Here is a 19,379-nt window from a genome sequence, read left to right on the forward strand (position 1 = left end):
CATGAACTTTTCCGCATCTCAGCGTCGCAGGTTTGCCCTGCTCCTCGCCGCGGTTACGGCCGTGGTGTTGGTGGTGACGCTGAAGCTGCAGGGAGTCATCCTCGCCATTCTTGTCTGCGGTGCGCTGTGGCTTATTGCCGGCGCCCGCCCGGATGCCTCAGAGCAATCAGCTCTACGCGCATCTATCGCCTTGACGGTCGAGGACATCACCGACGTCATTCAGGATTACACGACTTTTGCCACGAGCGAGGATTCTGATGCGTTGGCGGATCGCACGCTGCACCGCCCGGCGCTTGTCGACGTTGACTGCACCAACCCCTCCATCGAGGCCTTCCACTACGAGATGCATGGAGCACAGCGATTCCTTCGTCGGCTCACTGCGCGGGTTAACGCCCCCGATGTCGAAACCAGCGAGCTGGAATCCTTGCTCAAGGTAGCCGATGAACGTGCGGCGGAACTCAAGGAATCCTGGCTGGCTGCGCGCCGCGCTGCCTTGGCGCTGGGCACAGACTACAAATAGACGCCCCGTCTTAACTACAGCGACGTCTCTCCGGTCGCCACGATGCGCGATGGCCCAGTGAGCGTGGAGCCGTCCTCGGTAATCTCCACTGTGACCTCACCACCGGGGACAATGACGCGGACGGTGCCGGTTCCCCGGGAGTCGTCGGCAAGCGCGGCACGTGCAGCCGCCACCGTGCCGGTACCGCAGGAACGGGTCTCCCCGACGCCACGCTCAAATACCCGCATGTGAACAGTGCCTGCTTCCAAGGGAGTCACGATTTCGACATTCACTCCCGCCGGAAAGAACTCGGTATCAATTACCGGCGGTTCAAGGGTCTTGTCAGCCAACGCCTCCGCGCTCAGCCCTGGGATAACTGCAGCCAAATGTGGGTTTCCCATATCCACGCCCAGGCCCGCGAACTTCTCCCCCGCCATCGAGGCGGTGGACACACCGAGCACAGTGGCCGGGCCCATCTCCACACTGACCTCAGCATCGGTCTCAGTGAAAGAGTGAACGGTCACACGTTTGGCTCCGGCACGCGTACCCACCGTGAAGGTGTCCTTGTCCACCAGCCCACGGGAGCGCACCCAGTGGGCAAAGACGCGAGTACCATTGCCACACATTTCTGCTACTGAACCATCGGCATTGCGGTAATCCATAAACCAGTCCTGCGCATCAATGCCCGGCGCGAGCTCATCGATGTCACCAGCTTCCAGCAATTCTCCGGCGCGGATGACGCGGAGCACGCCATCGCCGCCGATACCGGCGCGACGATCGCACAGCGCCTGGACTTTCTCTGGTGGAAGGGGCTGGGTTCCTTCCACAATGACAAAGTCGTTCTCAGTTCCGTGTCCCTTGGCAAAGTTCATGTTTGTAGAGTCTAACGGCTCTCCAGGACACGTAAAGCTTGATCCCGTGTTTCGCCGGCGGCATCCAACCAAGAAATGCGCTTATCCCTGTTAAACCAGGCGCGTTGCCTACGCACATAACGCCGCGTGCCGGTGATGGTGCGCTCAATGGCCTCATCCCAGGTCAGCTCCCCGCGCTGAGCATCGAGGACCTGGGCGTAGCCGATGGCCCGCCCCGCTGTGGAGTCTGCGACCAAGCCCTGAGCCTGGAGCTTTTCAACTTCCTCGACCAGGCCGTTGTCGAACATGAGACGGCTGCGCAGATCAATGCGAGGATTTAGCCATTCAGCTTCAGTGCGAAGCCCGAGGATGCGCGTGCCCCACCGCGGCGGAGCATTCTTGGGCGGCTGGCTGGCTTTGAACGGCTTGCCGGTCAGCTCGATGACTTCCAGGGCGCGCACGGTGCGACGGGGGTCTTTGTCCTCGATGATTGCTGCTGCGGCAGGATCGATCTCGGCGAGCTCCGCATGCAGAGCATCTGTGCCAATCTCCTGGCGGCGGGCTTCAAAACGAGCACGAACCGCAGGATCGGTCGGCGGGAATTGCCAATTATCCACCAGCGACTGCACATACAGCATGGAACCGCCCACCAAGATCGGGGTTTTCCCACGGGAGAGAATGTCCTCCACATCAGCGATAGCAGCAGCCTGGTAGCGAGCTACGGACGCGGTGTCCGTCACCTCCCACACATCAAGTTGATGGTGCGGAATCCCCTCACGTTCTTCCAGGCTTAGCTTCGCTGTGCCAATGTCCATGCCACGGTAAAGCTGCATGGAATCCACGTTGACGACTTCACCGTCCAGCTCATGGGCAAGGGACACACCCAGCGCAGACTTTCCGGAGGCCGTGGGCCCCACCACCGCGATGGGGGTTGGCGCAGAGGAGTTCATCAGCGCTGCCACCCCGCTACATAGCGGCCAACGCCGAGGGTGGAATCGGCTGCCCGCAGCTCCGCATAATGTGGGTGCACAGTCGCCAGCTGTGCCCACAAGTCGGTTTCCAGAACTCCCGCTGAACGCAGTTTCTCCTCATCACAGTGAACGTCAGCTCCCGACAAGACCGATTCACACCACAAATGCGCATCGCGCGCGCCGTCTACCAAGGCAAGCGGGGCGCGGTCGGTCAATCCAGCAGAGCCGTCGATGCACACCACCGTCAGCCGCCCTTCCTTGATTTCCTCAATATCGGACCGTGAGTCCATGACCTCAAAGCCCTCTGTGCCCAGTGCCTGGCTAAGGACATAGCGAGCCATGAGCTCTGGGAGGTAATGCCCGCCACCGACGTTGACCTGTGGGGCGCCCCATGCGCGCAAGCTTCCCGGAAGCTCAGTGCGCCAGCGCGGATCGCGGGAGCCCACGATGTCTACCTGCAGTGGCGAGACGCCTCCAGTAATGACGCGTGCGGCATCACAAACCAACTCGCATGCGGCACGCAGGAGTGCGCGGGAAGCATCGTCGCCCGGTGAGAGTTCTTCTGCCAGCGCCGGTGAGGCCGGCATAATCATGAGATTCTGCATCAACTCCCATCCTATAAGGTCACAAATGTGGGGTTAACACGCGGCTGCGCGGCGGAAACGGTAGTGTTGTGTCACATAAGTTCTGGCAGCCGTGTCGCGCGGCGCGATTGTACCGAAGGTGGTTTCCTACCATGTCCGCTATCCCTAGCCCTGGAGCAATGCCCCGCAAAGGCGCTCGCCCCGGCCCTAAGCCCTCCGCACCGGCAGCACGCCCCGCTCAGCCCCCGAAGAATGACCCCGCCAAGTGGGGTCGCGTCGACGCTGATGGCTCGGTGTATGTCAACGCCCCTGAGGGCGAGCGCAAAATTGGTGACTGGCAAGCCGGCACTCCGGAGGAAGGACTCGCTCACTACGGCGCACGCTACGACGACCTGTCCACGGAGATCGAGTTGCTCGAGTCGCGTCTGAATGCCCACCCGGGGGATGCTTCCTCTATCAAGACCACCGCTGCGGAACTACGCGAGTCTCTCCCTACTCAGGCCGTCATTGGCGATATCGCCGCGTTGGACAAGCGCCTCGCAGCCGTTATCGAACACTCCGTTGAGGCCGGTGAGCAGGCCCGGGCGGATAAGGCCCGTCGCCGCGAAGAAGCCATTGCGAAAAAGGAGAAGCTCGCCGCTGAGGCAGAGGACATCGCCGCGAACTCCACTGAGTGGAAGGCTGCCGGTGACCGCATCCGCGCCATTCTGGAAGAGTGGAAGCAGATCCGCGGCATCGACCGGAAGACCGATGATGCACTGTGGAAACGCTACTCCCGCGCTCGCGACTCCTTCAACCGCCGTCGCGGCTCTCACTTTGCGGAGCTGGACCGCAACCGTGCGGCTGCCCGCGCTAAGAAGGAAGAACTGGTAGAGCGCGCCGAGGCCATCAAGGAGTCCACCAACTGGGGTGAGACTGCCCGCGCGTACCGTGATCTGATGACGGAGTGGAAGGCAGCTGGCCGCGCCCCACGCGAGGTGGACGATAAGCTCTGGGCCAAGTTCCGCGCAGCCCAGGACTACTTCTTCAATGCCCGCAACGCAGTCAACGACGAGCGCGATAAGCAATTCGCTGAGAATGCCGCAGCCAAGGATGCACTTATTGAGGAGTACGACTCCCAGATTGATCCGTCCAAGTCCATCGATGGGGCCAAGGCCAAGCTGCGCGAGCTGCAGGAGAAGTGGGAAGAGATTGGTTTCGTCCCGCGCAACCAGGTTCGCGAATACGAGGCCAAGATTTCTGCGCTGGAAAAGCGCGTGAGCGAAGCTGAGGACTCCGAGTGGCGCCGCACTGATCCGGAGGCCCAGGCCCGAGTGGCCCAGTTCCAGTCCAAGGTCGATGACTTCACCGCCCAGGCAGACGCTGCAGAGGCGAAGGGAAACACTAAGAAGGCCGAGGAACTTCGCGCCCAGGCAGCTCAGTGGCAGGAGTTTGCTGACGCTGCCGCGGCTGCTGTCAACGACAAGTAAACGCCTTCATCAACCACCACTGAGGTGTTTGTTCAGATTGTCGCCCCGCCGGGCTCAGCCCATGCTGAACCGGCGGATTGTCTGCGAAGTTTCGTCTTTGATGCCAACCTTGCAGCCCAAGAAGCCAGCGGTGATCCGGCTGCAAGTGGCTCCCCGCGCCGCGTACTCCAGCGCCTCCAAGGTTCGACGGAATCCCGCACCTTGCTTTTTGGGTTGACTGATTCCGCGCTGGGTGAAGCCGGTGAGCTCGGGCTTCCTGTAATCTCCGCGGCGGAGCCCAGCCCAGAGATCGATTTCGATGGATTCATCCATATTTCCTTACCGCTGCTGGAGGAAACCGAAAACGCCGATATCGAATGTGTTCTGTCGGCGGAACTCCTGCCCCTGCCCGGGGAAGAGCTGGAGCCGGATGCCCTCGAGGTAACGCGAGTTCTAGCGCAGCAGGCCCTGCGCTTGACCCGCCAGCTCGGTCGCCGCACCGCTCAGGTGGGAATGCTGTACCCGCCGGATGCGGACTATACCTACGATCCGATGTCGCAGGCCTACCTTGAGCTGGGTTTTAAGCGTAAGCACGCCGAGCATCAGCTGTATGTCGACATCAGGCCTACTCCCCCAGTGCTCGGCGCGCAGGTGTGGGCGGACTATGACATCCCAGAGGAGTTTCTCGATGACGTCCTCCGGCTGCTTACTATCGCCTCCACCGACGCCATCTTTGGTGACCTAAGCGTGGAACCTATTTTCTGGACGCGCCAGCGCCTCGCTGAGGCGCATGCACGGCTGCGCTCTCGCGGGGCGCACACGCTGCTCGTCGGGCTCATTGAGAACGGCAGCGTCGTCGCCCTTACGGAGCTTTCCCGGCATGGCGATGCTGACCCAGAGGTCTGCGAGTGGACGCTCACGGTCACCGACCGCGAACACCGTCGCCGCGGGCTCGCCACGCGTGCCAAACAGCATGCTCAGCATGCGGTAGCGCAGCACTGGCCCGATGTGCGCCGCGCCTACTGCTCCGTCGCGGATGCCGATCCCGCCATGAATGCGCTATATGCGCGGCTAGGCGCACACGCTATTTCTGCCAGCAGCACCTACGAGCTGACCGTGTAGAAGGGATAGTCGGTATAACCGCGCTCACCGCCGGTATAGAACGTGGACTCGTCCGGTGCGGTAACTGGCCCAGCGACGCACGAGGTCTGGGTTAGAAATGACCAAACGGCCAACGGCCACAGCGTCTCCATGCTGCACGAGCGTTTCGGCTTCCTCTCGCTGGGTCACGTTGCCAAAGCCCGAATTAAGGATCACGCGAGTGCGCCCGTTAGCGCGGGTGCGTGAGCTGAGTTCGCTGATGAGCTCGCCCGTCGGGTCCGCATGCAAGAAGGACACGTAGGCCAAGCCGAGGTCCGCGGTGGCGTCGAGAAGCCCGCCATACGTAGCGAGTACGTCATCGGCGTCCCGTTCCTCGATACCTTGAATGTTGTTCTGGGGTGAGAGGCGAAGAGCAACGCGGTCTGCGCCAATCTCCCCGGCCACAGCGCGCACAATCTCCTCAACGAGCCGGTAGCGATTCTCCGGGGAGCCGCCGTAGGCGTCCTCGCGGTGATTCGAGTTTGGGGAAAGGAATTGGTGGAGAAGATAGCCGTTCGCGCCATGAATCTCCACTCCGTCCAGTCCAGCGTCAATAGCGTTGCGCGCTGCGTGTCGGAATTGCTCGACGATGCCCGGCAGTTCAGAGCTGTCGAGCGCTCGGGGCACTGGGCACTCCTTCCGAGACTCAAAGTCACGCACCGCAGTACCGGAGGCCAACGCTGATGGTGCGACAGGTTCAGCGCCATCCTGCAAGCTAGCATGGGATAGACGCCCGCCGTTCATTACTTGCATGAAGATACGTCCGCCGGCCTCGTGGACAGCATCTGCTACGCGACGCCAACCCGCGATCTGTTCCGGAGTTTCAATGCCCGCTTGGCCTGGGAAGGTACGGCAGCGCACCGCAGGAAAAACACCTTCCGTCACGATTAATCCCAGAGAGGCACGCTGTGAATAGTAGGTCTCGTGCAACTGAGTTGGGATGCCATCACGACCAGCACGCGAACGAGTCAGCGCCGCCATAGTCACGCGGTTCGGCAGGGTTAGTCGTCCAAGGTCGAGTGGTTCAAAAAGCGTAGCCATGCCGTCCACGACGAGGGAAGACGAGCAGCTATTCCACACGCCTTAGTTGTCGTCAGAGTCTTCCTGTTGACGGCGGTGGCGGGAGGCCGCTTGGGAGCGACGGTTATCGATGAGCAGCGGATTTTCTTCGGCCGGCACATCTGTTGCGGCCTCCGATTGGAGAACACCTACGTGATCCAATTGTCCAGAAACCTCGCGCACGCGTTCAGCGGCTGCGAGCTGTTCTGGGCTGCGGCGAAGCGCCACTTGGCAGTAGACGATAAAGGCTATGAACGTAGACAGCGCGCCCACGTACATGCCGATTTCGGCTCCGTCCGCTGCGCTGTGGCGGTACCAGAACCCCCAGAGGTTCGCGAAGAAGGAAACCGTAGTCATCATCCAAGCGACGAGCGCTAGAGCGGTGCGCCGCATCACGATGGTGGCGGTCGTGAGCACTCCCACGCCAAGCAATGCCAACCACGCGCTGATTGCCTCTACGAGCGAAATCTTGACCCCCTCAGAGGTTGTTCCCAGCATGAGTGCTTCCCAGCCACGAGCCTCACCGGCATACGGAAGGAGCAGATACGCTATCCACAACACCACCGAGACGATGAGCGCATAGCGGTGAGCACCGAGCTCGATAGTCTTGGCAGCACGACGCTCAGCGGCAACGGCGTCCTGCACGGCATTCAGGTCATCACTCATGTACGTGGAGCCTACTCCCCCTAGCAACCACACGCGTCGGCTGACGCGGCTGGGGCGCTAGGCTTGCCGACGCCCGGCAGACCCAACCCCACACCAATCGGTGCGGTAGTAGGCGTTTGACCAGCCGCGGACATGTCACCAGCCGTAGTGCGGCGATGCTCGGTTACTCCGGAATCGGCGACGAGGAAGAAGGAACCAGAGTCCGTCACTGTGGTGTGGACGACATCGCCAGCGCGAATGTCAGCAGAGATGTCCTTCCCCGTGGCGTCGACAGGCGCGAAGTGCACTAGGCGGCCATCGCGGGCACGGCCAGACATGCGGTGCGTTTCGTCGTTCTTGCGGCCGCCCTCGGCTTGGACCAGCAGCTCAACGTCCGTACCCACAAGCTTGGCATTCTCTTCCGCCTGAATGGAGTCTTGCAGGGCCACGAGGCGTTCGAAACGCTCCTGGACAACCTCCTTGGGGATCTGATCCTCCATCTCAGCTGCCGGGGTGCCCGGGCGAGGCGAATACTGGAACGTGAAGGCGGAGGCGAAACGCGCGCGGCGCACCACATCCATGGTGGCCTCGAAGTCCTCTTCGGTCTCCCCTGGGAAACCCACAATAATATCGGTGGTGATGGCCGCATGCGGCATCTTCTCGCGCACCTCATCGAGGATGCCGAAGAACTTCTTCGTACGGTAGGAGCGGCGCATGTCTTTCAGTACCTTGTCCGAACCCGATTGCAGCGGCATATGCAGCTGCGGACACACAGACGGGGTCTCTGCCATCGCATCAATAACATCTGAGGTGAACTCCGCTGGATGCGGCGAGGTAAAGCGCAGACGCTCCAAGCCTTCAATCTTGCCCACTTCACGCAACAGCTTGGAGAAAGCAAAACGATCACGTGGCATGTCCGGATCCGCGAAGTTTACGCCGTAGGCATTGACGTTTTGGCCAAGCAAGGTCACTTCAGATACACCCTGATCCACGAGCGCCTGGACTTCAGCGAGGATATCGCCGGGTCGGCGGTCCTCTTCCTTACCACGCAAAGAAGGCACGATGCAGAAAGTACAGGTGTTATTGCAGCCCACTGATACCGAAACCCAGCCGGCATAGGCGGACTCTCGTTTGGCCGGCAGTACGGAGGGAAAGGCCTCGAGGGAGTCAACGATCTCCACCTGGGCCTCATCATTGTGACGGGCGCGCTCCAGCAGTGTCGGCAGGGCCGCCATGTTGTGGGTACCGAATACAGCATCCACCCAGGGCGCGTGATCGAGGACCGTGTCCTTATCTTTCTGTGCCAAGCAACCACCAACGGCAATTTGCATACCCGGGTGGTTTTCCTTGGTCTTCTTCAACGCGCCGAGTGTTCCGTACAAGCGCTTATCAGCGTTTTCTCGCACCGCGCAGGTGTTAAAAACAACGAGATCCGGTTCAACGTCAGCAGGTGCGGCGATGTAGCCGGCCTCTTCAAGAAGGCCGGAAATACGCTCAGAATCATGCACGTTCATCTGGCAGCCAAAGGTGCGCACCTCATAGGTGCGGGGCTGGTGTTCAGTTACAGGGGTGCTCACGTGGGGACATTCTAACGGCCACGTCCCACTACTCATAATGCCTCGCACGCAGCCAAGCGTTATACATTCGTTACCCAAAGTTCCATCATCCCCTTTCCCCACCCCTTAATCTTCTACCTATGATTCAGTTCACTTTCACGAAGGGGGTGTGGCATGTCTGACATGAAGTGTCCCATGATTGAAATCTCCGGAGTCAACAAATACTTCGGCGATTACCATGCTCTCCGCGATATCAACTTGTCGATCGGCCGCGGAGAGGTGGTCGTCGTCCTCGGCCCCTCCGGTTCCGGAAAATCGACGCTTTGTCGCACGATCAACCGCCTCGAAACCATCGAGGAAGGGAGCATCTCCATCGACAGCGCCCAGCTCCCCGAAGAAGGCCGTGAGCTAGCCAAGCTGCGCGCCGACGTGGGCATGGTCTTCCAGCAGTTCAATCTCTTTCCGCACAAGACCATCAAGGACAACGTGACCTTGGGTCCGATAAAAGTGCGCAAGATGAAGAAATCGGAGGCTGAGGACCTCGCCATGCAGCTGCTGGAACGCGTGGGTATTGCCAATCAGGCAGAGAAATACCCCGCCCAGCTTTCTGGTGGCCAGCAGCAACGCGTGGCTATTGCACGCGCTTTGGCCATGCGCCCCAAGGTCATGTTGTTCGACGAACCTACGTCCGCGCTGGACCCAGAAATGGTCAATGAGGTCCTCGACGTCATGACTGACCTCGCTAAGGAAGGCATGACCATGGTCGTGGTCACACACGAAATGGGCTTCGCGCGCCGGGCTGCTGACCGCATCCTCTTCATGGCGGACGGAAGCATCGTCGAAGATACCGATCCTGAATCTTTCTTCACCAACCCGCAGTCGGATCGCGCCAAGGACTTCCTTGGCAAGATTCTGCAGCACTAAACGTCACTACCTCATACAACTTTCCATCTCACTCTATTCAAGGAGAATCTCATGTCCCGCACCTTTACCCGCGTCACCGCCACTGTTGCTGCCCTCGCTGCTTCGAGCTCGCTGCTCGTTGCCTGTGGTGGCGATTCCGCTGATTCCGCCGGTGGCGGTGAAGGCCTGCTTGCTCACATTGAGGCAGGTAACGTCACGCTCGGAACCAAGTTCGACCAGCCAGGTCTGGGCCTGCGCGAGGGCGATGGCTCCATGACCGGTCTCGATGTGGACATCGCGACCTATGTGGTAAACCACATCGCCGAGGCCAATGGCTGGGAAGAGCCAGAAATCGAGTGGCGTGAGACCCCGTCTGCACAGCGTGAGACCCTTATTGAGAACGGCGAGGTCGATCTCATTACCGCTACCTATTCCATCAATGCGTCACGCGCCGAGAAGGTCAACTTTGCCGGCCCATACCTCGTTACGCACCAGGCACTGCTTACCCAGGAAGATAACTCAGACATCACCGGCCTGGATGGACTCGACGGCAAGATTCTCTGCTCAGTGACCGGCTCGACTCCAGCCCAGAAGGTCAAGGAAGCCCTCCCCAGCGTTCAGCTGCAGGAGTACGACACCTACTCCTCCTGCGTGGAGGCTTTGAGCCAGGGCAACGTGGACGCCATGACGACGGATGCCACGATTCTCAATGGTTACGCGGCTCAGAACCCAGGCAAGTTCAAGGTGGTTGAGCTGGAAAAGGACGGCAAGCCGTTCACTGACGAATACTACGGTGCAGGTCTGAAGAAGGACGACCAGGAAGCTACCGACGCCGTCAATAAGGCATTGGAGGAGCTGCATTCCTCTGGTGAATTCGACAAGCTCGTGTCTGAGAATTTGGACAAGGGCGAAGGTATCGACGAAGCCACCATCGGTGACCTTTCCTTCCTCGAATCCTAAGCACTAGTCACCTACGCCTTTCCCGTAGTCTGCGCCGAGGCCACTCTGTTCCTCGGCGCAGACGTGTTCCTAGGAGAATCTTATGGACTCCATGTGGGCTGCACTTGGCCCTAATCTTTGGCCGGCCTTTTGGCTCACCATCCAACTGACTTTCTGGTCCGCCATTGGCGCGATGATTCTGGGCACCATTCTCACCGCAATGCGTGTCTCCCCGGTCAGCATCTTGCGGTGGATTGCCACTACGTACATCACAATGGTGCGCAATACCCCACTCACGCTCATTATTCTGTTCTGCTCTTTTGGTCTGTACCAGAACCTGGGGTTAGCGCTGGCGAGTAGGGACTCTGCGACATTCCTTGTGGACAATAACTTCCGCCTCGCCATCTTGGGCTTCATCCTCTATACCTCGGCTTTCGTAGCGGAGTCGCTGCGCTCCGGTATCAACACCGTGGACTTTGGTCAGGCTGAAGCAGCGCGTTCATTGGGCCTGAGCTTTACACAGACGTTCAGCACCATCATTCTCCCGCAAGCAGTCCGCGCAGCGATCGTCCCACTGGGCAACACGCTTATCGCGCTTACTAAGAACACAACTATCGCGTCAGTAATTGGCGTAGCCGAAGCGTCACTGCTCATGAAGTCCACGATTGAGATGCATGCGAGCCAGCTGTTCCTCATCTTCTTTATCTTCGCGGTCGGCTTTATCCTCCTGACCCTGCCCATGGGACTTGGACTGGGCAAGCTTTCTGAGAGTCTGGCGGTGAAGAAATAATGTCTGTACGTGCAACAGTGCTTTACGACGCCCCTGGCCCCAAAGGCAAGCGCCGCAACCTCATCTACACCATTATCACCTTCGTACTTTCTGCAGCGGTTCTTTATTGGGTGCTGTCCACCTTGCATGAGCGTGGCCAGCTCGCGTCTGAGTTATGGACCCCGTTTCTCAATAGTCAGACGTGGACGACGTACCTCATCCCTGGCTTACGGGGAACTATCTTCTCCGCAGTGGCCTCGATTGTCTTCGCCATCATCTTCGGCGTGATTTTTGGACTTGGCCGCTTGAGTGAGAACGTCATCCTCCGCACTGTGTGCGGAGTGGTCGTCGAATTCTTCCGTGCCATTCCCGTGCTGCTGCTCATGATTTTCGCCTACCAGCTTTTTGCCATTTATGACGTCGTGCCGTCTAAGTACCTAGCTTTCAGCGCCGTCGTCTTTGCTCTGACTCTGTACAACGGCTCGGTGGTGGCAGAAATTCTTCGCTCGGGCATCAAGTCCCTACCCAAGGGCCAAACGGAGGCTGCACGCGCGCTGGGCCTTTCACACAATCAAACAATGCTCACCATCCTGCTCCCGCAGGCAGTGGCCGCTATGCTGCCGGCATTGATTTCCCAGATGATCATCGCGCTCAAGGACTCTGCCTTCGGCTACCAGATTGGCTACGTCGAGGTGGTGCGCTCCGGTATCCAATCGGCGTCCTATAACAAGAACTACCTAGCCTCGCTCGTTGTCGTCGCCATCATCATGATTCTCATCAACTGGGGGCTCAGCCTTCTGGCCGAGCGCATCGAGCGCCAGCTGCGCGCTGGTCGTGCCCGCAAAAACATTGTGGCGAAGGTCCCTGAGCAGCCGGACCAAGGCCTCGATACCAAGGACAACGTCAACGTGGACTGGCACTCGAAGGGTTACACGGAAATCCGCAACCCCGCCGAGTAAACCTGTTGATCTACAGCAGTTAGCGGGGTGCGGCTCAGGCCAGTTCAGCGATGCGGGCATCCAACGCCTCGATGGATATCCGCATCGTCAGGCTGTGGCTGTAGCCGCGGCGTGCCAGCGTCCCCACTATCCGTCTGAGGAACTTATCGCGCTCATGTCGGTCCGCGGGCACCTTCTTGATCGTCCGCGCTTTCTTCTCCGCCACCTTGCGGGCAGTTGCTTCTTCCGATTCCTCGGTGATTTGTTCCAAAGCCACCGCACGGTCAGCAGCATCGACGCCTTTATCCTTGAGCTCCATGTTCAAGGCGCGTGCAGATTTGCCACGACGCACATGCCGTTGACGTACCCACTCGCGTGCGAAGCTCTCGTCATTAATAAGGCCCACACCCGCAAGGTCATCGAGGACTACATCGATAACATCCGGCTCGAACTCTGCCGCGAGGAGGCGTTCGCGTAGTTCTTCGCGCGAACGCGCTCGCTGGTCAAGAAGCCGTAGTGCTCGGGAGCGCACTGAGGCCTTTGCCTCCTCGGCCTCAGCATCAATGAGCTGTCCGCCCGCAGCACCCGATTCATAGTCTTCGAGTGCTTGGCGCAGCTTCTCTATCTTCTCCAGTGAGGGTTGGACCATCTCCGACGCGGCTTAGTCGTCGTCGAAGTCGACGTTCGGGACCAAGCCGACAGACTCATCGGTCAGCGGATCATCTGCGCCCGGAACATCCATGGCTACGTCATCCCCTGCCTCAGCAGCGGCTGGCCCTACACCAAGCTTGACGAAGATCTTCTTCTCAATCTCATCCGCCAAGTCTGGGTTTTCCTTCAAGAAGTTGCGGGCCTTCTCTTTGCCCTGCCCCAGCTGGTCACCTTCATAGGTGAACCACGAACCGGACTTCTTGATGAAACCGTGCTCGACGCCCAGATCAATGATGGAGGATTCGCGTGAAATACCTTCGCCATACATGATGTCGAATTCCGCAATCTTAAACGGCGGGGAAACCTTGTTCTTCACGATCTTGAGTTTGGTGCGGTTACCAATGGCGTCCTGGCCATCCTTTAGAGTCTGAATGCGGCGAATGTCGCAACGCACGGAGGCGTAGAACTTCAGCGCCTTACCGCCGGTGGTGGTCTCCGGCGAGCCGAACATCACGCCAATCTTCTCACGCAGCTGGTTAATGAAGATGGCGGTCGTCCCAGAGTTGTACAGTGCACCGGTCATCTTGCGCAGTGCTTGGGACATCAGGCGAGCCTGCAAGCCTACATGGCTGTCACCCATCTCGCCCTCGATCTCCGCCTTCGGCGTCAGTGCTGCTACGGAGTCAATGACGATGATGTCAATAGCGCCGGAACGCACGAGCATGTCCGCAATTTCCAGTGCCTGTTCACCCGTGTCCGGCTGAGAAACCAACAGGTTGTCTGTATCCACACCCAACAGACGTGCATACTCAGGATCGAGGGCGTGCTCAGCATCGATGAAAGCCGCGATTCCGCCTTCCTTTTGTGCGGAGGCAATAGCGTGCAGAGCCACCGTGGTTTTACCAGAGGACTCAGGGCCATAAATCTCCACGATACGTCCGCGCGGGAATCCTCCCACGCCCAAGGCAATATCGATGGCAGTGTTACCGGAAGAAATAGCCCGGATTGGCGGGCGATCATCGTCACCCAAGCGCATAACAGCGCCTTTGCCGAAATCCTTTTCAATCATGGACATTGCGGCGTCAAGGGCTTTCTGACGATCGTCACCCTTGCTTGCTGCCGAGGACTTCTTCTTCGTAGCCATTTATTTCCTCACTACTTTGTCGAGTGTTTTACGATGAGCAATAACTGGTGTGATAGCTGATTATTAATGTGGTTTTCGTGCCGCTGACGCGGGAGTCACCAATTTAGACTGCCGCACAGAGGCTTCGGTTCCCAGGTCTGTCAACAACTGCGGTTTCGCTTTTGTTTCACACCACGACGGTACTCTAACGCCCCTAGCGGACTCCCCTCACACAATACACACACAAGTGTTCGATTTGCGACTCTCCACCCTGGCATGTCGAACACTTATTGCTTCACCCAGGGGCCATCCTGTTCGGAGCGCACAAAGGTCACTTCTTCGCTTGCCGGCAGTACGGCAACGACACCGCCCATGTTTCGACACACATCAAGATCGTCTTCGGGAGCGAAAGTGGTGACATACTTGGAAAATCCCGAGCCTTCAGTGTCGCGATAAATCTCCACGGTGCCACGCGATGGCGGATACCACTCATCATCTTCATCAGAGCCTCCCTGCCAGGTTCCGCCACTCGCTTCATCAACATCGGATTCAGTGGCACCTGAGCAAATAAAAATCACGCGCTGATACTCGGTATCGAAGATATCGCCGACAGGCATCGTGACCTCTCCCACTTCACCGTCGGCCACGCCTGCAGCGGCATCGATGTTCTCAATCACGTTTGCCGAGTTAATGAGCGAACACCCCGACACCACCACCGAAGTCGCAACGATGACAGCACCGCTGCACGCGACCTTTATTGCCCGTAGTTTAGTCATGCCCAGAGAGTACCCCGTATGGGGTAGTTTCGCCGCCCAAAAGCCAAGCTTGAACGGTGTTCAAAAGTGCCCATTTGCTGCTAACTTCTCCTACTAGATAAACTTTGGCCCATGAAAAAGAATTCTGTTGCTCTCGACATCGCCTACGTCGCGGTCTTTACCGCACTCATCATCGTTTTCGCGTTTGTGTCTATCCCCACCCCAACCGCGGGCGTGCCGATCGTCATCCAGAACGCCGTCATTATTCTTGCCGGCCTCGTCCTGGGCGGTCGCCGTGGCTTCTTCGTTGGCCTCCTCTTTATGGCCCTCGGCCTGGTAGGCCTTCCTATCTTGGCCGGTGGCCGCAGCGCGCTCAGTGCCATCGCCGGCCCCACCGTGGGATACCTCGTCGGCTACATCATTGCCCCCGCCATCGCGGGTCTCATCGCCTACCGCGCACCGCGGAATAAGGGCGGCATGATTGTCACGCTCGCTATCGCCGGCATCATTGGCCTTGCTATCCAGTATCTCTGCGGCAGCCTCGGTCTCATGGTTCGCTCTGATATGTCCTTTGGCGCCGCGATTCTGGCCCAAGGACCATTCATCGTTCCGGACCTCATCAAGGTAGCCATCATGGTCGCCATCGCAGCCGGTGTCCACGCCGCTTTCCCGGATCTCATGGGGCGCCGCACTCAGAAACCACAGCTACAAGCCCAGAACTAAACTGCCGCCGTGCCTCAGATTGATTTTCAGAACGTTTCTGTTTCCTTCGACGAAAAGAAGGTCCTTGACAGTGTTTCGATGACGTTGACCGAACAGCGTATCGGCATCATCGGCGCCAATGGCGGCGGCAAATCTACCCTCGTTCGCCTCATCAACGGCCTCGGGGAGCCTACGGAAGGAAGCGTGCTGGTGGACGGGGTGGACGTCGCCAAGCACGGCAAAGACGTTCGCCGCAAGGTGGGTTTCGTCTTCTCCGATGCAGAGAACCAAATCGTCATGCCAAATGTACGGGATGACGTGGACTTTTCACTGCGCAGGCTCAAACTATCCAAGGAGGAACGAACTGCGCGGGTCGATGCTGTACTTGATCGCTTTGGATTGACCCCTCTGTCTGACCAATCTCCCCACACACTGTCGGGCGGGCAAAAGCAGCTGCTCGCCCTCGCTGCCGTCCTCGTCATGGAACCCACCGTCATCATTGCCGATGAACCCACGACATTGCTGGATTTACGTAACCGCGACCGCATTCGCCGCGAATTCGCAAGCCTCGAACAGCAACTGATTGTGGTGACGCACGACCTCGATTTTCTCTCCGACTTTGACCGCATGCTATGCATCGATAATCATCACGTCGCCGCTGATGGCCCTCCCGATGAGGTCATCCCCTTCTACACCGAACTCATGGCCTCACGCCCGCTCTAGGAATATGCCCAAGAACATCCCACTCGGCTTTTATGTCGACGCAGACACGATTATTCACCGCATCCCTGCTGCGGTGAAGTTCCTCGCCCTTATCGCTTTCATCCTCGTCACCTCGTTAGCGGTGAAAACGGTTGCGTGGGCAGCCTTAAGCCTTGCTATTCCTCTTGTGCTCTTCCCTGTCGCTCACATCCCCCTCCGGGTGGCAGTAGGTCAGCTCGCTCCCCCGCTCTATTTGTTGGTTGCGCTCGCGGCGTTTCAGTGGTGGCAAAAAGATCTCACCTCGGCTGCGATCATGTTTCTTACGGTCTATGCGGCCGTCACTGCGGCCGTGCTGCTAACCCTCACCACGAAGGTTTCGGAGATGATGGATTCCTTCGACCGCGCTCTCGCACCTCTTGGCAAACTGGGTGTGCCCGTAGAGAACATCACGCTGGCGATGTCTCTCACCATCCGCCTCCTGCCACTCATGCTTGGCACTGTCCTCGAAGTGCTTGACGCACGAAAAGCCCGGGGTGCCACGGCCTCACTGACCGCATTCGGTACCCCGGTTATCATTCGTTCTATTCGCCGCGCCCGCGCTATGGGCGAGGCCCTTCACGCACGCGGCGTCGGCGACTAGAAAATCTCAGCTCTTACTCGCCACGCAGCTCACGCAGGCGGGCCTGGACAGCATCATCGGCCGCGCTCGGCTGGGCGTTGTTCTCACCCGCACCAATAGCCTGCTGAGAGTTACCCTCCACAGCCTTGGTGCTGTTCATCTCTGCGCGAATCTGCTCGAGGCGCGAGTGGCCAGCCAGTTGCACGCCTGCCTGCTCAATTTCCTGCATGCGGTTAGATACGGAGTTCTCAGCCAGCTCTGCCTGGCCCAGCGCCTTGGAGTAACGGCGCTCGATCTTGTCGCGCACAGCATCGAGGGACGGAGAATTGCCGTTAGCGGTGAGCTCGTTCATCGAGTTCAGAGACTCGGAGACCTTCTCCTGCATCTTGGCCTGCTCCAGCTGGGACAGCAGCTTCGAGCGCTCATTGACCTTCTCACGCAAGGCCATGCCATTGCGCTCGACTGCCTTCTTAGCCTGATCTGCCTGCTGTAGTGCCTGATCGTGCAGCTTCTTCGTGTCTTCCACGGACTGTTCTGCAGTCACGAGCTGGGCGGCGAAAGCCTCAGCGGCATTCTCGTACTCCGTAGCCTTCTGTACATCGCCCTCAGCGCGGGCCTTGTCCGCGAGGTTCAGGGCATTGCGGGTATTCTGCTGCAGCTTCTCAATTTCGCTCAAGCGACGGTTGAGCTGCATCTCCAGCTGACGCTGGTTACCAATGACCGCAGCTGCCTGCTGGGACAGCTCTTGGTGCTGACGCTGCGCTTCTTCGATGGCCTGCTCGATCTGTACCTTCGGATCCGCGTTCTCCTCAATCTTGGAATCGAAGAGAGCCATCAAGTACTTCCACGCCTTTACGAATGGGTTCGCCATGACAGAAGATGCCTTTCTCAGCAGTTAGGAATGTTCACGTTGATAATTTACGCCACTCACCGAGTGGATGTTCTACCCGCCCAATAGTAGCGAAGCCAATGGAAATGCGTCGCCGATTAAATCCAGATGTGGGATAGGGCTTAAAGTTCCGATGCGGCCGGCGCAGTGGAGGCTAGCTCTTCATCCATCGACGGCAATGCCATGTATCCGGCTGCCTCAATGAGGACATCAGACACGCTGACATCAAGCGCATGGCACACCGATGCCAGAAGCTCAGAGGAAACCTCTTTGCGTCCGCGCTCCAACTCCGAAAGGTACCCCGGGGACACACGTGCCACACCTGCGAGTTCACGCAAGGTCACGCCTTTATCCGCACGGAAGGCTCGCAGCGTCAACCCCAGCGCCTCACGAAGAAGCGGCTCTGGAGCTCGCTCTGCGGTCCGCGCAACTGCCGGAGTGGGTTTTTCAAGAAGTGCAACTGAAGTGTTCATCACTCGGTATAACGGCCGAGCGCCCCTTCTTGTTCCCACAATCGCCTACTTTTCTTGAAAAGTTGATAGAAGCAGGCTCAAGGCCGCCTCCACAGCGGCCGAACGAATGGCGTTTCTTTCGCCCTCATCGAGTTCGATGAGAACGCCGCGCTTAACGACGTCCCTCCCGTACAGCCCCACATACACCGTCCCCGCGGGTTTTCCCTCCTGCAGGTCTGGCCCAGCCACGCCGGTAAGCCCGATGCCCCAGTCAGCGCCGGTTTCCATACACGCTGCGTGTGCCATCTCCACGGCCGTGTCTGCGGAGACAACTCCCTGTTCTTCGAGGCAGTCTACCGACGTGTGAAGGAAGTGCGCCTTCACCTCAGTGGCATACGTGACCAACCCGCCGCGCAAAACTGCAGACGCCCCAGGCACGCTAGCTACACTCGCCGCTGCGAGACCGGCAGTGAGGGACTCACAGAACGCCACTGTCTCCCCGCGTTCGCGAAGTACTGCGACAAGGTCGCTCTCAACGCCCATTGGCGTGCCCCGCCTTGTTTTCTTTGTAGCCGTCGACGAGGTACTGAATACCCGTGACGACGGTGACGATGACAGCGGCGATCATAACGATAAAGCTGGGGAGGTCCATCCAGCTAGGCAGCGGGCAAAGGTAGAGTGCCACCGCCAATGTCTGCAGTGCCGTCTTGAGCTTTCCACCTTGGGAAGCCGGCACGACCTTACCTTGACGCAGCAGGACAAAGCGCCAGATCGTAATGCCAAACTCACGAACGAGAATCAGAACGGTCACCCACACCGGCAACACGCCAATAATGTTGAGGCACACAAAGGCCGCGGTCATGAGCGCCTTATCCGCAATGGGATCAGCAATCTTTCCAAAGTTGGTGACAAGACCCCGCGACCGCGCAATATCACCGTCCAGCTTGTCCGTGATCATAAGAAGCACGAAACAGCCGAAGGCCCACCAGTCGTGCCCGCCAAGCACGAGCCACACGAAAAGTGGGATGAAAAGGATTCGCACACTCGTCAGGATGTTAGGCAGGTTCCAATTGGATACCTCGGGGTTAACATCCGTGGCATGAGATTGGTTTTGCGCATCCTGGGAATTCTTCACGCCCATCATCCTACCGTGAGCACCTCGTACTCAGTGCCACAACGTCACA

General features: G+C 58.9%; 22 protein-coding genes and 1 pseudogene. 10 read left to right on the forward strand and 13 right to left on the reverse strand.

Annotated features, from left to right (window positions below; translation table 11 throughout):
* Position 1: 1 nt before the first annotated feature.
* Complete coding sequence (locus NX84_RS08410; RefSeq protein ID WP_039675801.1) at positions 2-520, forward strand: hypothetical protein; 519 nt, start codon at positions 2-4, stop codon at positions 518-520.
* Between the two features lie 14 nt (positions 521-534).
* Here NX84_RS08410 and dapF read toward each other — a convergent pair whose 3' ends face one another.
* Genes dapF through NX84_RS08425 form a run of 3 tightly spaced genes read right to left on the reverse strand, consistent with a single transcriptional unit; the run spans position 535 to position 2,926 of the window.
* Positions 535-1,371, reverse strand: a complete 837-nt coding sequence (gene dapF, locus NX84_RS08415; protein ID WP_039675803.1) for a diaminopimelate epimerase — start codon at positions 1,369-1,371, stop codon at positions 535-537.
* 11 nt (positions 1,372-1,382) lie between these two features.
* On the reverse strand, positions 1,383-2,300 hold the full coding sequence (gene miaA, locus NX84_RS08420) for a tRNA (adenosine(37)-N6)-dimethylallyltransferase MiaA (protein WP_039675805.1): 918 nt from the start codon (positions 2,298-2,300) through the stop codon (positions 1,383-1,385).
* Positions 2,300-2,926 (reverse strand): hypothetical protein, encoded by a 627-nt coding sequence (locus NX84_RS08425; RefSeq protein WP_039675807.1) that lies wholly within the window; start codon positions 2,924-2,926, stop codon positions 2,300-2,302. The genes miaA and NX84_RS08425 overlap by 1 nt, the downstream gene beginning before the upstream one ends.
* Positions 2,927-3,057: 131 nt before the next feature.
* On the opposite strand from NX84_RS08425, the gene NX84_RS08430 reads away from it, so the two are divergent.
* Positions 3,058-4,374 carry a DUF349 domain-containing protein gene (locus NX84_RS08430; protein WP_039675809.1) on the forward strand — a complete coding sequence of 439 codons (1,317 nt, stop codon included), beginning with the start codon at positions 3,058-3,060 and terminating at the stop codon, positions 4,372-4,374.
* Between the two features lie 24 nt (positions 4,375-4,398).
* On the forward strand, positions 4,399-5,475 hold the full coding sequence (locus tag NX84_RS08435) for a GNAT family N-acetyltransferase (RefSeq protein WP_039675811.1): 1,077 nt from the start codon (positions 4,399-4,401) through the stop codon (positions 5,473-5,475).
* On the opposite strand, the pseudogene NX84_RS08440 reads toward NX84_RS08435, so the two are convergent.
* The 3 genes and pseudogenes from NX84_RS08440 to miaB all read right to left on the reverse strand — a co-directional run bounded on the left by NX84_RS08440 (position 5,457) and on the right by miaB (position 8,810).
* A pseudogene (locus NX84_RS08440) lies at positions 5,457-6,534 on the reverse strand (alkene reductase). The gene NX84_RS08435 and the pseudogene NX84_RS08440 overlap by 19 nt on opposite strands.
* Positions 6,535-6,576: 42 nt before the next feature.
* On the reverse strand, positions 6,577-7,218 hold the full coding sequence (locus NX84_RS08445) for an Rv2732c family membrane protein (RefSeq protein WP_039675813.1): 642 nt from the start codon (positions 7,216-7,218) through the stop codon (positions 6,577-6,579).
* Positions 7,219-7,238: 20 nt separating this feature from the next.
* Complete coding sequence (gene miaB / locus NX84_RS08450; RefSeq protein ID WP_082013940.1) at positions 7,239-8,810, reverse strand: tRNA (N6-isopentenyl adenosine(37)-C2)-methylthiotransferase MiaB; 1,572 nt, start codon at positions 8,808-8,810, stop codon at positions 7,239-7,241.
* Between the two features lie 138 nt (positions 8,811-8,948).
* Between miaB and gluA the strand changes: the two genes are divergently transcribed.
* From gluA to NX84_RS08470, 4 genes are all read left to right on the forward strand, one after another.
* Positions 8,949-9,677 (forward strand): glutamate ABC transporter ATP-binding protein GluA, encoded by a 729-nt coding sequence (gene gluA, locus NX84_RS08455; RefSeq protein ID WP_039676249.1) that lies wholly within the window; start codon positions 8,949-8,951, stop codon positions 9,675-9,677.
* Positions 9,678-9,728: 51 nt separating this feature from the next.
* Positions 9,729-10,616 carry a glutamate ABC transporter substrate-binding protein gene (locus tag NX84_RS08460; protein ID WP_039675815.1) on the forward strand — a complete coding sequence of 296 codons (888 nt, stop codon included), beginning with the start codon at positions 9,729-9,731 and terminating at the stop codon, positions 10,614-10,616.
* Between the two features lie 82 nt (positions 10,617-10,698).
* On the forward strand, positions 10,699-11,385 hold the full coding sequence (gluC, locus tag NX84_RS08465) for a glutamate ABC transporter permease GluC (RefSeq protein ID WP_039675817.1): 687 nt from the start codon (positions 10,699-10,701) through the stop codon (positions 11,383-11,385).
* Positions 11,385-12,323 (forward strand): amino acid ABC transporter permease, encoded by a 939-nt coding sequence (locus tag NX84_RS08470; RefSeq protein WP_039675819.1) that lies wholly within the window; start codon positions 11,385-11,387, stop codon positions 12,321-12,323. Before gluC ends, NX84_RS08470 begins: the two co-directional genes overlap by 1 nt.
* A 34-nt stretch (positions 12,324-12,357) precedes the next feature.
* On the opposite strand, the gene recX is transcribed toward NX84_RS08470, so the two are convergent.
* The 3 genes from recX to NX84_RS08485 all read right to left on the reverse strand — a co-directional run bounded on the left by recX (position 12,358) and on the right by NX84_RS08485 (position 14,852).
* Complete coding sequence (gene recX, locus NX84_RS08475; protein ID WP_039675821.1) at positions 12,358-12,951, reverse strand: recombination regulator RecX; 594 nt, start codon at positions 12,949-12,951, stop codon at positions 12,358-12,360.
* Between the two features lie 12 nt (positions 12,952-12,963).
* Entirely contained in the window at positions 12,964-14,097 is a 1,134-nt protein-coding gene (gene recA, locus NX84_RS08480) for a recombinase RecA (RefSeq protein WP_039675824.1), read from the reverse strand.
* Positions 14,098-14,363: 266 nt separating this feature from the next.
* Positions 14,364-14,852 carry a hypothetical protein gene (locus tag NX84_RS08485; protein WP_126297612.1) on the reverse strand — a complete coding sequence of 163 codons (489 nt, stop codon included), beginning with the start codon at positions 14,850-14,852 and terminating at the stop codon, positions 14,364-14,366.
* A gap of 111 nt (positions 14,853-14,963) precedes the next feature.
* Between NX84_RS08485 and NX84_RS08490 the strand changes: the two genes are divergently transcribed.
* Genes NX84_RS08490 through NX84_RS08500 form a run of 3 tightly spaced genes read left to right on the forward strand, consistent with a single transcriptional unit; the run spans position 14,964 to position 16,875 of the window.
* Positions 14,964-15,554 carry a biotin transporter BioY gene (locus NX84_RS08490; protein ID WP_039675827.1) on the forward strand — a complete coding sequence of 197 codons (591 nt, stop codon included), beginning with the start codon at positions 14,964-14,966 and terminating at the stop codon, positions 15,552-15,554.
* Between the two features lie 9 nt (positions 15,555-15,563).
* The gene (locus NX84_RS08495; protein WP_039675829.1) at positions 15,564-16,256 is read left to right on the forward strand and encodes an energy-coupling factor ABC transporter ATP-binding protein; all 693 of its coding nucleotides are present in this window, start codon (positions 15,564-15,566) and stop codon (positions 16,254-16,256) included.
* 4 nt (positions 16,257-16,260) lie between these two features.
* On the forward strand, positions 16,261-16,875 hold the full coding sequence (locus NX84_RS08500; protein ID WP_039675831.1) for an energy-coupling factor transporter transmembrane component T family protein: 615 nt from the start codon (positions 16,261-16,263) through the stop codon (positions 16,873-16,875).
* Between the two features lie 13 nt (positions 16,876-16,888).
* Here NX84_RS08500 and NX84_RS08505 read toward each other — a convergent pair whose 3' ends face one another.
* From NX84_RS08505 to pgsA, 4 genes are all read right to left on the reverse strand, one after another.
* A complete protein-coding gene (locus tag NX84_RS08505; RefSeq protein WP_039675832.1) occupies positions 16,889-17,725 on the reverse strand; it encodes a PspA/IM30 family protein in 837 nt (278 codons plus the stop codon).
* 140 nt (positions 17,726-17,865) lie between these two features.
* Positions 17,866-18,216, reverse strand: coding sequence for a helix-turn-helix domain-containing protein (locus NX84_RS08510; RefSeq protein ID WP_039675834.1), 351 nt, complete (start codon positions 18,214-18,216; stop codon positions 17,866-17,868).
* Between the two features lie 45 nt (positions 18,217-18,261).
* Positions 18,262-18,738 (reverse strand): CinA family protein, encoded by a 477-nt coding sequence (locus tag NX84_RS08515; RefSeq protein WP_039675836.1) that lies wholly within the window; start codon positions 18,736-18,738, stop codon positions 18,262-18,264.
* Positions 18,728-19,336 carry a CDP-diacylglycerol--glycerol-3-phosphate 3-phosphatidyltransferase gene (gene pgsA, locus NX84_RS08520; protein WP_169744713.1) on the reverse strand — a complete coding sequence of 203 codons (609 nt, stop codon included), beginning with the start codon at positions 19,334-19,336 and terminating at the stop codon, positions 18,728-18,730. Before pgsA ends, NX84_RS08515 begins: the two co-directional genes overlap by 11 nt.
* Positions 19,337-19,379 lie beyond the last annotated feature (43 nt).

Origin of the sequence: Corynebacterium minutissimum (assembly GCF_000805675.1) — a bacterium.
Classification (GTDB): domain Bacteria; phylum Actinomycetota; class Actinomycetes; order Mycobacteriales; family Mycobacteriaceae; genus Corynebacterium; species Corynebacterium minutissimum.

Coding starts and splice junctions, on each gene's coding strand:
- NX84_RS08410 (WP_039675801.1), top strand. CDS start 2: ATGAACTTTTCCGCATCTCAGCGTCGCAGGTTTGCCCTGCTCCTCGCC.
- dapF (WP_039675803.1), bottom strand. CDS start 1,371: ATGAACTTTGCCAAGGGACACGGAACTGAGAACGACTTTGTCATTGTG.
- miaA (WP_039675805.1), bottom strand. CDS start 2,300: ATGAACTCCTCTGCGCCAACCCCCATCGCGGTGGTGGGGCCCACGGCC.
- NX84_RS08425 (WP_039675807.1), bottom strand. CDS start 2,926: ATGCAGAATCTCATGATTATGCCGGCCTCACCGGCGCTGGCAGAAGAA.
- NX84_RS08430 (WP_039675809.1), top strand. CDS start 3,058: ATGTCCGCTATCCCTAGCCCTGGAGCAATGCCCCGCAAAGGCGCTCGC.
- NX84_RS08445 (WP_039675813.1), bottom strand. CDS start 7,218: ATGAGTGATGACCTGAATGCCGTGCAGGACGCCGTTGCCGCTGAGCGT.
- miaB (WP_082013940.1), bottom strand. CDS start 8,810: ATGAGTAGTGGGACGTGGCCGTTAGAATGTCCCCACGTGAGCACCCCT.
- gluA (WP_039676249.1), top strand. CDS start 8,949: ATGATTGAAATCTCCGGAGTCAACAAATACTTCGGCGATTACCATGCT.
- NX84_RS08460 (WP_039675815.1), top strand. CDS start 9,729: ATGTCCCGCACCTTTACCCGCGTCACCGCCACTGTTGCTGCCCTCGCT.
- gluC (WP_039675817.1), top strand. CDS start 10,699: ATGGACTCCATGTGGGCTGCACTTGGCCCTAATCTTTGGCCGGCCTTT.
- NX84_RS08470 (WP_039675819.1), top strand. CDS start 11,385: ATGTCTGTACGTGCAACAGTGCTTTACGACGCCCCTGGCCCCAAAGGC.
- recX (WP_039675821.1), bottom strand. CDS start 12,951: ATGGTCCAACCCTCACTGGAGAAGATAGAGAAGCTGCGCCAAGCACTC.
- recA (WP_039675824.1), bottom strand. CDS start 14,097: ATGGCTACGAAGAAGAAGTCCTCGGCAGCAAGCAAGGGTGACGATCGT.
- NX84_RS08485 (WP_126297612.1), bottom strand. CDS start 14,852: ATGACTAAACTACGGGCAATAAAGGTCGCGTGCAGCGGTGCTGTCATC.
- NX84_RS08490 (WP_039675827.1), top strand. CDS start 14,964: ATGAAAAAGAATTCTGTTGCTCTCGACATCGCCTACGTCGCGGTCTTT.
- NX84_RS08500 (WP_039675831.1), top strand. CDS start 16,261: ATGCCCAAGAACATCCCACTCGGCTTTTATGTCGACGCAGACACGATT.
- NX84_RS08505 (WP_039675832.1), bottom strand. CDS start 17,725: ATGGCGAACCCATTCGTAAAGGCGTGGAAGTACTTGATGGCTCTCTTC.
- NX84_RS08510 (WP_039675834.1), bottom strand. CDS start 18,216: ATGAACACTTCAGTTGCACTTCTTGAAAAACCCACTCCGGCAGTTGCG.
- NX84_RS08515 (WP_039675836.1), bottom strand. CDS start 18,738: ATGGGCGTTGAGAGCGACCTTGTCGCAGTACTTCGCGAACGCGGGGAG.
- pgsA (WP_169744713.1), bottom strand. CDS start 19,336: ATGGGCGTGAAGAATTCCCAGGATGCGCAAAACCAATCTCATGCCACG.